Here is a 12,008-nt window from a genome sequence, read left to right as displayed (position 1 = left end):
GCGAAGAGGTCACACCCGTTCCCATGCCGAACACGGAAGTTAAGCTCTTCAGCGCCGATGGTAGTTGGGGGATCTCCCCCTGTGAGAGTAGGACGCCGCCAGGCAAATATGAAGAAAGAGTATCCCTTAGGGGTTGCTCTTTTTTTGTTATGTGTTGAAGGATATGTGGTTTGCATTTTTCTTTCCACCTCTGTGTAAAAATTAGGAGGTGTTTGGAAAAAGCCGCATAAGTGAGTGTAACTGACGCATAAAATGAAAAATAGACGCAAAAACTGTCGGAATTGACGCATAAATTTATAAAACGACGCAATTCCTATCAACTCAGACGCAATTATTTAAGTCGGCACAAAGAATCAACGAAATAAAGGGTACTATCTACAAATGGGACCCTAGAAGTACTAAATTATCATAGAGTCTAGCTATATTTCATTCATTCTTAATTAAAACTTGTAAAAAAAACAATTCTACCATTCTTTTAACTACTAATTTTCACATCCCTCTTTCACACCTTGCCAAAGTAATCCCCACATTCGAAAACAAACTAAAAATCTAAGCAGTCACCCCATCACCCATCCCTATCCACCACCATACCCAACCAAGCACATCGCTTTTCTTTTGAATAACCTGCTCTTATACTATAAACAAGTTCTAAAGGGAGGTTTTTTAATGACAACAACCAACATGCAGGAACAGTACAATGAATATATTTCTAAATTTAAGCAGAATGCATCTCAGGAAGTACAAGATAAAATGGGGAAAGCAATCAACGAACTGGAGCGATCTGATGAAGGTAAAGGTCTTCGTGCAGGGGAGAAAGCACCGAATTTCACATTACCGGATGCGACAGGCAAAGGTGTCACATTGGAAGATGAGCTGAAGAAGGGTCCAGTCATCCTTACGTTTTATCGAGGCGGATGGTGCCCATATTGCAATATGGAGCTGCGTGCATACCAACAGCTAATGGAAGACATTAAATCTGCAGGTGCCGAGCTGATTGCGGTCAGTCCGCAAACGCCGGATGCATCCCTATCGACAAAAGAGAAGAATGAATTGGATTATTTCGTGTTAAGTGATGAAGGAAATAAAGTGGCAGATGAGTACAAGTTGGTGTACAAGCTGCCACCTTACTTAGTGGATATTTATAAAGAAAAAGGCCTGGATCTGGAGAAAGCGAATGACAGTGATTCATGGACGCTCCCTGTTTCAGCAACGTATATTATTAAGCAGGACGGAACGATTGCTTATGAATATACAAAAGCCGATTACAAAGATCGTGTGGAACCTTCTGAAGTGGTTGAGAAGTTGAAATCGTTATAATAATGCAAAGCAAGACGGCTTTATGGCTGCGGTGACAAGCTGCCATAAAGCCGTTTTATGTTTTAATCAGATCAAAATAGGAAAGACACAAAGTAGGAGATCAGAATTACTAGAAATTGTCACCTGAAAATCATTCGCAATTTTTCTTGAAGTGGTTCATATTATGGATTTTTTCTAGTAAAATAGGAACTTAATTTGAGCATACTACAAGTAGTAGTGGAGAGAGGAGCATCTCGGTGTTAGACAATAGTTTTGTGATGGTAGCGATTATTTTGATCATCAATGTTGTATACGTATCCTTTTTTACGATCAGAATGATTTTGACGTTGAAGGGTTATCGATATATTGCTGCTTTTGTGAGTACATTTGAAGTAGTGATTTATGTTGTGGGTCTTGGGCTGGTACTGGACAACCTGAATGAGATTCAGAATCTGATCGCTTATGCGGTCGGTTATGGTCTCGGGGTGATAGTAGGGATGAAAATCGAGGAGAAGCTTGCGCTTGGCTATATTACGGTCAATGTGATCACGAAAGAATATGATAAGGCCCTTCCGAATGAGCTCCGTGCAAGGGGCTACGGCGTGACGAATTGGGAAGCGAATGGACTGGAAGGGAATCGGATGGCCCTGCAGATCCTGACTCCGCGAAAGTATGAGATGAAGCTGTATGATACAATTAAAGAGCTTGACCCAAAGGCATTTATCATTGCGTATGAACCGAAAGCGATTCACGGAGGGTTCTGGGTGAAGACAGTCCGAAATATTCGTAAAGGAAAATTAAAAGAATGAGTAAAAAGAAATTATTATTTGAAGTACAGGAGAATGAGACGATTACGGATTGTTTAGATCGTATGAAGGAAATGGGTTATATGCCGGTAAGACGGATGGAAAAACCTGTGTTTGAGGAACAAAAAGAAGGAACGAAAACAGAGTATGTCCCTATTAAACAGACAATTGTCTTTGAGGGGAAGAAGATTGAAGAGTAAACGCTTCAAATCCGAACATTAATTTTCAGACTTTTATTATCGTTCGATTATTCGTTGACAGAGGCTCTATATCACGTTATGATGGAGACAAATAAACCGAATACCCTCATATAATAATGGGAATATGGCCCATGAGTTTCTACCTGACTACCGTAAATGGTCGGACTATGAGGGAAAGTAGCTGTCTGGATACGAGCTCGTTTGTGGACCCTATCGGATAAAACGGGACCATTCTCTGTAAAATACCCAGATCAATTGCTTTCTCTCAAAGAGTAGAGAACAATTGATCTGGGTATTTTTTGTTAAATGAGATTCGATTAATAACGGGAGGTGCCTGTCACCATTATGATATCAGTAATCATGGGAAGTACATCGGACTGGGAGACAATGAAGCATGCGTGTGAGGTATTGGAAGAGTTAGAGATTCCATTTGAGAAACGAGTAGTATCGGCTCACAGGACACCTGATTATATGTTTGAATTTGCAGAAGGCGCAAGAGGTCGAGGAGTGAAGGTCATTATTGCAGGTGCAGGAGGGGCTGCTCATTTGCCGGGCATGGTGGCTGCGAAGACGACATTACCTGTGATAGGGGTTCCGGTACAATCGAAAGCCCTAAATGGGATGGATTCGTTGTTGTCAATCGTGCAGATGCCAGGAGGCGTTCCGGTCGCGACGGTTGCGATCGGGAAGGCAGGAGCTACAAACGCCGGGCTTTTAGCAGCACAAATTCTTTCGATAGAAAATACAGAGTTGACCGCTACTTTAGAAAGTAGAAGAGACGCGTTACGGGAAAAGGTGTTGGAAAGCAGTGATGACCTTGAATAAGAAGACGATTTTACCAGGACAGATGATCGGGATTATTGGCGGAGGACAGCTTGGACGAATGATGGCACTTGCTGCGAAACAAAATGGCTTTCGGGTGGCCGTTTTAGACCCGGCACCACAATCACCATGTGCCCAAGTGGCAGATCTCGTAATCACGGCCGGCTTTGACCAGTATGATGCCCTTTATAGATTGGCGGAAGAGTGTGACGTGATCACATATGAATTTGAAAACATCGATTATGATGCGCTTAAATGGTTGTCGGAGCGAGCGTATTTGCCTCAAGGAGCAGAACTGATCCGCATCACGCAGGATCGCATCATGGAAAAGGAAGCCCTTACACTTGCAGGGGTGGAAGTAGCTCCTTATGCTGTGATTAAACAACAACAGGATATCTATGATAATATAGAAAAGCTTGGCTATCCAGTGGTTCTGAAAACATCCAGAGGTGGTTATGACGGGAAAGGGCAGTATGTGATCCGTGAAGAGAGCGGGATAGAAGAAGCCGCTGCTTTATTGGAGAATGGTCCATGTGTGTTAGAGAAATGGATACCTTTTGAAAAAGAGTTATCCGTCATTGTGACACGAAATCCCGATGGACAGCAAACCAACTTCCCGGTAGTGGAAAATATTCATGTGGATAATATCTTACATGAAACGATCGCGCCGGCAAGGGTGAGTGAAGAAGTAGCAGATAAAGCAATCGAGATGGCGAAGAGAATCAGTGAGACTCTTGATCTAGTCGGAACGCTGGCGATTGAAATGTTCCTGACGGGGGGTGGGGACATCTATATCAATGAACTGGCTCCAAGACCTCATAATTCCGGTCACTACTCTATCGAAGCATGTGACTTCTCACAATTTGCCCAACATATAAAAGCGGTATGCAACTGGCCACTTGTTCAACCAACCTTATTAAAGAACGCTGTGATGGTTAACCTATTAGGAGAGCATATCGAGCCTATTATGAAGGCTGTTCCAAAGCAACCAGACTGGTTTATTCATCTTTACGGGAAGGACGTACCAAAGCCGAAACGTAAGATGGGTCATGTCACTCTTTTAACAAACGATGTGGAAGACACGTTGATGAACATAAACGAAGCTGGAATTTGGAAGGTGCAAGAAAAGATCGGAGGACGACAGGTATGATAGAACGTTATACACGCCCTGAAATGGGAGCAATTTGGACAGAGGAAAATCGTTTTCAAGCGTGGCTAGAAGTAGAAATTTTGGCTTGTGAAGCTTGGGCTGAAATCGGGGACATTCCGAAAGAGGATGTTGCGAAGATTCGTGAGAACGCAGGATTCAATGTGGATCGCATTAAGGAAATCGAAGAAGAAACGCGACACGATGTTGTAGCTTTCACCAGAGCGGTTTCTGAAACCCTCGGAGAAGAAAGAAAATGGGTTCATTACGGACTGACTTCTACTGATGTGGTGGATACGGCTCTTTCTTATCAATTAAAGCAGGCCAACGACATCATTCTGAAAGACTTGGAACGATTTGTTGAAATTTTAAAGAACAAAGCGATCGAGCACAAGCATACGGTCATGATGGGACGTACGCACGGTGTTCACGCTGAGCCGACTACGTTCGGTCTGAAGCTTGCCCTTTGGTATGAAGAGATGAAGCGTAACGTTGAACGTTTCAAAGCAGCTGCTGATGGAGTGGAATTCGGTAAGATTTCAGGAGCGGTTGGAACGTATGCGAATATCGATCCTTTCGTTGAGTCATATGTGTGTGAAAAGCTTGGTATTAAGCCGGCTCCTGTATCTACCCAAACATTACAGCGCGACCGTCACGCTCATTACATGGGGACACTTGCACTGATTGCGACTTCAATCGAGAAGTTTTCTGTTGAGGTTCGCGGCCTGCAGAAGAGTGAAACTCGTGAAGTGGAAGAGTTCTTCGCGAAGGGTCAAAAAGGATCATCGGCTATGCCTCATAAGCGTAACCCGATCGGTTCTGAGAATATGACGGGAATGGCGCGTGTAATCAGAGGATACATGCTGACAGCTTATGAGAACGTGCCTTTATGGCATGAGCGTGATATCTCTCACTCTTCAGCAGAGCGAGTAATCCTTCCGGATGCGACGATCGCGTTAAATTACATGCTGAACCGTTTCGGAAATATCATCAAGAACTTAACGGTATTCCCGGAGAATATGCAGCGCAATATGGACCGTACGCTTGGTTTGATCTACTCCCAACGTGTCCTTTTAGCCCTTATCGATAAAGGGATGACGCGTGAAGAGGCTTATGATACGGTTCAGCCGAAAGCGATGGAGGCATGGGAGAAGCAAGTGGCTTTCCGTTCCCTCATTGAAGAGGATGCGACCATCACATCCAAGCTTTCACCTTCTGACATTGATGACTGCTTCGATTATAACTATCACTTGAAGCATGTAGATACTATTTTTGAACGTTGCGGCTTAGTGGAATAAGTCCTTCTGACAAATGAATAAGGCGGGGGTTTTAGCAGAATCCCTTCCTTTTTTTATGAAAATATAGACTGAAGATTGGCAATATTCAGCGATTAGGGGGATTTCATATGGAAAAAGGAACGCTTTTATATGAAGGCAAAGCAAAGCAGATTTTCGCCACACAAGATGAGGACGTCGTTTGGATTCAGTATAAGAATTCTGCCACTGCTTTTAACGGGGAGAAGAAAGCGGATATCGACGGCAAAGGGGTATTAAATAATAAGATTTCGAGCTTACTATTTTCAAAGCTTGCTGAACAAGGAATACAGAGTCACTTTATTAAACAGTTATCGGATGATGAGCAGCTTGTCAAACGTGTAAGTATCATTCCGCTTGAAGTCGTGGTTCGCAACGTGATTGCGGGAAGTCTGTCAAAACGGCTTGGAAAAGAAGAAGGGACGCCACTTCAAAAACCGATCATCGAATTCTACTATAAGGATGATGACCTGGGGGATCCGCTTATCACAGATGATCACATTGATTACCTTGAGATTGCTTCAAAGGAAGAACGCGCTGAGATAAGGGACATGGCACTTAGTGTGAATGAGGTACTCCTAGGGATTTTTAAAGAAGCGGGAGTCACGCTTGTCGATTTTAAATTAGAGTTTGGAAAAGACCGTAACGGTGCGATTTTATTAGGGGATGAAATTTCACCCGACACATGCCGATTATGGGACTCAAAAACGAACCAAAAGCTTGATAAAGATGTTTTCAGAAGAGATATAGGGAGTTTAACGGAAGTATACTCAATCATTTTAGAACGCTTAGGAGGAAACAAGCTATGTACAAAGTAAAGGTTTATATCACATTAAGAGAAAGTGTATTAGATCCTCAGGGAAGTGTTGTGAAACAAGCGCTGCATTCAATGGAATTCAAAGCGGTTGAAGATGTACGCGTCGGGAAGTATATGGAGCTTACCCTTCCATCAAGTGTTGAAAACGTGGAAGCTGCGGTTGAAGAAATGTGTCACAGACTACTCGCAAACCCTGTCATTGAGGATTATCGATATGAAATCGAGGAGAGTGTGGCTCAATGAAGTTTGCAGTGATTGTATTCCCAGGTTCTAACTGTGACATCGATATGTACCATGCGATTAAAGACGAAATCGGCGAAGAAGTCGAATACGTTTGGCACGATGCTGATAATCTGGAAAACTATGATGCGATTCTATTACCAGGCGGATTCTCTTACGGGGACTACCTTCGTTCAGGAGCGATTGCACGTTTCTCGAACGTCATGAAAGAGGTCGTGAAAGCAGCAGAGCAAGGTAAGCCGGTTCTTGGTGTGTGCAACGGATTTCAGGTTTTACTTGAAACAGGGTTATTACCAGGGGCCATGCGCCGGAATGATAGCTTGAAGTTCATCTGTAAAACGGTACCGTTAACCGTTGAAAATAATGAAACGATGTTTACGAATGGGTATGAAAAGAATGATGTGATTCAAATTCCGATCGCTCACGGTGAAGGAAATTACTTCTGTGACGAAGAGACCATGATCACACTAAAGGAAAACAATCAAATTGTATTCACGTACAGTGATGAAAATCCGAACGGAAGCGTTGAAAACATTGCAGGGATTACAAATAAAGCAGGAAATGTCCTTGGGATGATGCCTCACCCTGAGCGCGCCATGGACACTTTACTAGGTAGTGAAGACGGGAAGAAACTATTTCAATCGATTGTGAAACACTGGAGGGAAAAACATGTCGTTAATGCTTGAACCAACTTCAACACAAGTGAAAGAAGAGCAGCTTTATCGTGAGATGGGTTTAACAGACGAAGAATTTTCAATGGTGGAAAACATCCTCGGAAGAACACCGAACTACACAGAGACCGGACTTTTCTCTGTTATGTGGTCAGAGCATTGCAGCTATAAAAATTCGAAGCCTGTACTGATGAAGTTTCCAACGACAGGTGAACGGGTTCTTCAAGGACCTGGAGAAGGAGCTGGAATTGTTGATATTGGTGATGATCAAGCAGTGGTGTTCAAAATCGAGAGTCACAATCATCCGTCAGCCATTGAGCCTTTTCAAGGAGCGGCAACGGGTGTCGGGGGTATTATACGGGACGTATTTTCGATGGGGGCAAGACCTGTCGCACTCCTCAACTCTTTACGCTTTGGAGAGCTGGATTCTCCTCGTGTTCAGTATCTATTTAAAGAAGTCGTAGCAGGTATTGCCGGGTACGGAAACTGCATCGGGATCCCAACGGTGGGAGGGGAAGTCCAATTCGATGCCTCTTACGAAGGAAACCCTCTTGTAAACGCTATGTGTGTAGGATTGATCGATCATAAAGATATTAAAAAAGGCCAGGCTCATGGTGTCGGTAATACAGTTATGTATGTAGGGGCGAAGACAGGTCGTGACGGAATTCACGGAGCCACCTTCGCATCCGAGGAATTAAATGAAGGATCAGAAGAGAAGCGTCCGGCGGTTCAAGTGGGAGATCCATTCATGGAAAAATTACTTCTTGAAGCGTGTTTGGAACTTGTTAAGAACGATGCTCTTGTGGGGATTCAGGATATGGGAGCAGCTGGTCTTACAAGTTCATCCGCTGAAATGGCAAGTAAAGCAGGATCGGGTATCGAAATGAATCTTGACCTTGTCCCGCAGCGAGAAAGAGGCATGACGGCATATGAGATGATGCTTTCAGAATCTCAGGAGCGTATGCTGATCGTCGTTGAAAAAGGACGCGAGCAAGAAATCGTTGATCTTTTTTCAAAATATGACTTAGAGGCAGTTTCGATCGGGAAAGTAACAGATGATAAGCGTCTTCGTCTTCTTCATAAAGGAGAGGTCGTGGCAGATGTACCGGTTGACGCACTTGCTGAGGAAGCACCTGTTTATCATAAGCCATCTCAAGAAGCGGCTTACTATAAAGAGTTTCAAGCAATGGAATCGGTATCTCCAAGAGTGGACGATTATAAAGAAACCCTTAAGGCGCTCTTGCAGCAGCCGACGATTGCGAGTAAAGAATGGGTATACGATCAATATGATCATCAAGTAAGAACCAGTACAGTTGTTAGCCCGGGTTCTGATGCAGCGGTCGTACGGGTACGCGGTACTAGAAAAGCCCTTGCCATGACAACGGATTGTAATTCCCGTTACCTTTACCTGGATCCGGAGGTCGGAGGAAAGATCGCTGTAGCGGAAGCGGCACGTAATATCGTTTGTTCAGGAGCGATTCCACTGGCGATTACGGACTGCTTAAACTTCGGTAATCCAGAGAAACCGGAAATCTTCTGGCAAATCGAAAAGTCTGTTGACGGGATGAGCGAAGCTTGTCGTGAGCTGTCCACTCCAGTCATCGGTGGGAATGTTTCCCTTTACAACGAATCGATGGGTACTGCCGTTTATCCAACACCGGTTGTTGGAATGGTTGGATTGATCGAGGACGTCGAGCATATTACAACTCAAAGATTCAAGGAAGCTGGAGATTATATCTTTGTCATTGGTGAAACCCATGAAGAGTTTGGCGGAAGTGAGCTTCAAAAGCTGACTGAAGGAAAAATCTTCGGTAAAGCACCAAAAATCGACTTGAAAACAGAGCTTCGCCGTCAAATGCAGTTACTTGAAGCGATTCAAAAAGGGCTTGTAGCTTCGGCTCATGATATCGCTGAAGGTGGTTTTGCCGTCGCTCTTACAGAATCAACTTTTGGAACAAAAGGACTGGGAGCAAACGTTCAGATTTCTGGAGAAAACACTGTGGCAGATCTGTTCAGTGAAACACAATCCCGTTTCATCGTTTCAGTCAAACCTGAAAACAAAGACGAGTTTGCGAAACTTGTTCCAGATGCGAAGGCAATTGGAGAAGTAGCAGATAATGGAACAATCAACGTGTCATCAGAAAATGGAGACGTCATCTTACAAGCATCCGTAGAGGAATTAGAGTCAGCTTGGAAAGGAGCCATCCCATGCCTGCTGAAATCAAAGGTTTAAACGAAGAATGTGGAGTATTTGGTATTTGGGGACACCCGAATGCTGCACAAATTACGTACTATGGACTTCACAGTTTGCAGCATAGAGGACAAGAAGGCACAGGAATTGTTGTTTCAGATGGTGAGAAGTTACGTTGCTTAAAAGGGGAAGGCCTCGTAACGGAAGTGTTCCAGGAAGGAACCATCGAGAAGCTTGAAGGGGATTCAGCCATCGGTCATGTACGATATGCGACAGCCGGGGGCGGAGGCTATGAAAATGTTCAGCCTCTCCTTTTCAACTCACAGAATGGCGGACTGGCTCTTGCTCACAACGGGAATCTCGTCAATGCGAACGCCTTAAAGCACCAGCTTGAAGGGCAAGGGAGTATTTTTCAAACAAGTTCAGATACAGAAGTGTTAGCTCACTTGATTAAAAGAAGCGGCTATTTCAACTTGAAGGACCGCATGAAAAATGCACTGACCATGTTAAAAGGGGCATATGCGTTTCTAGTCATGACGGAAACGGAAATGATGGTGGCACTTGATCCACACGGTCTGCGTCCACTATCACTTGGTAAGCTTGGGGATGCTTACTGCGTAGCTTCTGAAACATGTGCCTTTGATATCGTAGGGGCTGAATTTGTACGGGATATCGAGCCGGGGGAGCTTGTGATCATCAATGATGAGGGATTGACCTCAGAACGGTTTAGTTTTTCAGGTGGGAATGCGATGTGTACGATGGAATACGTATACTTCTCAAGACCAGACAGCAACATTCAAGGAATCAACGTCCATTCCGCCAGAAAAAGAATGGGAATGGAACTCGCGAAAGAAGCACCGATTGAAGCGGATGTTGTTACGGGTGTACCTGACTCCAGCATTTCAAGTGCCATCGGCTATGCAGAAGCGTCAGGAATTCCATACGAATTGGGTCTTATTAAGAACCGTTATGTAGGGCGCACATTTATACAACCTTCTCAATCTCTTCGTGAGCAAGGGGTGAAGATGAAGCTTTCACCGGTAAGAGGAGTGGTAGAAGGGAAGCGCGTGGTAATGGTGGACGATTCGATTGTTCGCGGAACAACAAGTAGACGAATCGTCAGCATGTTGAAAGAAGCCGGAGCCAAGGAAGTTCATGTGTGCATCAGTTCGCCGCCCATCAAGAACCCATGTTTCTACGGCATTGATACATCCACTCATGAAGAACTGATCGCTTCTTCCAATTCAGTGGAGGAAATGCGTCAAATCATCGGAGCCGACTCCCTGACCTTCTTGAGTACAGACGGTGTGTTAAAAGCAATCGACCGAAATGATTCGTCAGAAAATCGCGGTCAATGCTTGGCTTGCTTTACAGGAAAGTATCCAACGGAAATCTACCCGGATACACTTCATCCACATGAAAAAGAGTTAGTGAAATAGGGGGAATCATGATGGCAAATGCGTATCGTCAAGCAGGAGTAGATATTGAAGCGGGATACGAGTCAGTCGACCGCATAAAAAAACATGTGAAAAGAACCGCTCGAGAAGGGGTTCTGGGTCAATTAGGCAGTTTTGGTGGAATGTTTGATTTATCTTCTCTGAATTTAAAAGAGCCTGTTCTTGTATCAGGCACGGATGGAGTCGGAACGAAGCTGAAGCTTGCCTTCATGGCAGACAAACACGATACGATCGGGATCGATTGTGTGGCCATGTGTGTGAATGACATTGTCGTCCAGGGAGCAGAACCACTGTATTTCTTAGATTATATAGCGACTGGAAAAGCACTTCCCGAGAAGATAGAAGGTATTGTAAAGGGTATTGCGGACGGATGTGAAATGGCTGGCTGTGCGCTGATTGGTGGAGAAACCGCCGAGATGCCTGGTATGTATTCTGATGAAGAATATGATATCGCCGGTTTTGCAGTAGGAGCTTGTGAAAAAAAAGAGATCATCACAGGCGAAAAGATTTCTGAAGGAAATGTGTTAGTCGGACTGGGTTCCAGTGGTATACACAGTAATGGGTACTCTTTAGTACGAAAAGTATTCTTTGAAGATCAGTCGTTCTCTTTGGAAGAATCATTACCGGAAGTAGAGACCACACTAAAAGAAGCATTACTTACACCAACCAGGATTTACGTGAAACCAGTGTTAGCTGCACTGAAACAATTCTCCATCAAGGGTATGTCTCATATTACAGGCGGAGGCTTCATTGAAAATATCCCCCGTATGCTGCCGGATCATTTGCAAGCGGACATTACGGAAGGCAGCTGGGATATTCCAAGTATTTTCACGGCCCTTGAACATTACGGGGGAATTCCCCGCAGCGAAATGTACAACATTTTTAACATGGGAATTGGATTTGTATTAGCGGTGGAGGAAAAGGAAGCAGAAGACATCCTTCAATTCTTTAACGGACAAGGAGAAGAAGCCTTTATCATCGGACGTGTGACCACTGGAAATGGAGTGCGTTTCGTTCGTTGAAATGAAGGATGAGTATGTCAATATCG

12 protein-coding genes, 1 rRNA gene and 1 riboswitch are annotated in these 12,008 nt (G+C 44.1%); all 13 genes read left to right on the top strand.

Features of this window, described 5'->3' with window-relative positions:
* Window positions 1–104, top strand: a 5S ribosomal RNA gene (rrf, locus tag ACQKFO_RS21155); the annotation flags it as partial.
* A gap of 562 nt (window positions 105–666) precedes the next feature.
* On the top strand, window positions 667–1,317 hold the full coding sequence (locus tag ACQKFO_RS21150) for a peroxiredoxin-like family protein (protein ID WP_427600776.1): 651 nt from the start codon (window positions 667–669) through the stop codon (window positions 1,315–1,317).
* A gap of 236 nt (window positions 1,318–1,553) precedes the next feature.
* Entirely contained in the window at window positions 1,554–2,105 is a 552-nt protein-coding gene (locus ACQKFO_RS21145; protein ID WP_060671612.1) for a DUF2179 domain-containing protein, read from the top strand.
* Window positions 2,102–2,302 (top strand): NETI motif-containing protein, encoded by a 201-nt coding sequence (locus tag ACQKFO_RS21140; RefSeq protein WP_427600774.1) that lies wholly within the window; start codon window positions 2,102–2,104, stop codon window positions 2,300–2,302. The genes ACQKFO_RS21145 and ACQKFO_RS21140 overlap by 4 nt, the downstream gene beginning before the upstream one ends.
* An 86-nt stretch (window positions 2,303–2,388) precedes the next feature.
* Window positions 2,389–2,490: riboswitch (purine riboswitch) on the top strand.
* A 157-nt stretch (window positions 2,491–2,647) separates the two neighbouring features.
* On the top strand, window positions 2,648–3,127 hold the full coding sequence (gene purE, locus ACQKFO_RS21135) for a 5-(carboxyamino)imidazole ribonucleotide mutase (RefSeq protein ID WP_427600772.1): 480 nt from the start codon (window positions 2,648–2,650) through the stop codon (window positions 3,125–3,127).
* The gene (purK, locus tag ACQKFO_RS21130; protein WP_427600796.1) at window positions 3,114–4,274 is read left to right on the top strand and encodes a 5-(carboxyamino)imidazole ribonucleotide synthase; all 1,161 of its coding nucleotides are present in this window, start codon (window positions 3,114–3,116) and stop codon (window positions 4,272–4,274) included. The genes purE and purK overlap by 14 nt, the downstream gene beginning before the upstream one ends.
* The gene (purB, locus tag ACQKFO_RS21125; RefSeq protein WP_427600770.1) at window positions 4,271–5,569 is read left to right on the top strand and encodes an adenylosuccinate lyase; all 1,299 of its coding nucleotides are present in this window, start codon (window positions 4,271–4,273) and stop codon (window positions 5,567–5,569) included. Before purK ends, purB begins: the two co-directional genes overlap by 4 nt.
* A gap of 107 nt (window positions 5,570–5,676) precedes the next feature.
* A complete protein-coding gene (purC, locus tag ACQKFO_RS21120; RefSeq protein WP_427600768.1) occupies window positions 5,677–6,402 on the top strand; it encodes a phosphoribosylaminoimidazolesuccinocarboxamide synthase in 726 nt (241 codons plus the stop codon).
* On the top strand, window positions 6,390–6,644 hold the full coding sequence (gene purS / locus ACQKFO_RS21115; protein ID WP_148967193.1) for a phosphoribosylformylglycinamidine synthase subunit PurS: 255 nt from the start codon (window positions 6,390–6,392) through the stop codon (window positions 6,642–6,644). Before purC ends, purS begins: the two co-directional genes overlap by 13 nt.
* The gene (gene purQ / locus ACQKFO_RS21110; RefSeq protein WP_427600766.1) at window positions 6,641–7,327 is read left to right on the top strand and encodes a phosphoribosylformylglycinamidine synthase subunit PurQ; all 687 of its coding nucleotides are present in this window, start codon (window positions 6,641–6,643) and stop codon (window positions 7,325–7,327) included. The genes purS and purQ overlap by 4 nt, the downstream gene beginning before the upstream one ends.
* On the top strand, window positions 7,311–9,545 hold the full coding sequence (gene purL / locus ACQKFO_RS21105; protein ID WP_427600764.1) for a phosphoribosylformylglycinamidine synthase subunit PurL: 2,235 nt from the start codon (window positions 7,311–7,313) through the stop codon (window positions 9,543–9,545). Before purQ ends, purL begins: the two co-directional genes overlap by 17 nt.
* A complete protein-coding gene (gene purF / locus ACQKFO_RS21100) occupies window positions 9,521–10,942 on the top strand; it encodes an amidophosphoribosyltransferase (RefSeq protein WP_427600763.1) in 1,422 nt (473 codons plus the stop codon). Before purL ends, purF begins: the two co-directional genes overlap by 25 nt.
* An 11-nt stretch (window positions 10,943–10,953) precedes the next feature.
* Window positions 10,954–11,982 (top strand): phosphoribosylformylglycinamidine cyclo-ligase, encoded by a 1,029-nt coding sequence (gene purM / locus ACQKFO_RS21095; RefSeq protein WP_427600761.1) that lies wholly within the window; start codon window positions 10,954–10,956, stop codon window positions 11,980–11,982.
* Window positions 11,983–12,008 lie beyond the last annotated feature (26 nt).

Source organism: Rossellomorea sp. NPDC071047, assembly GCF_050270195.1.
Classification (GTDB): domain Bacteria; phylum Bacillota; class Bacilli; order Bacillales; family Bacillaceae_B; genus Rossellomorea.
This window is presented reverse-complemented; position numbering and strand designations above follow the sequence as displayed.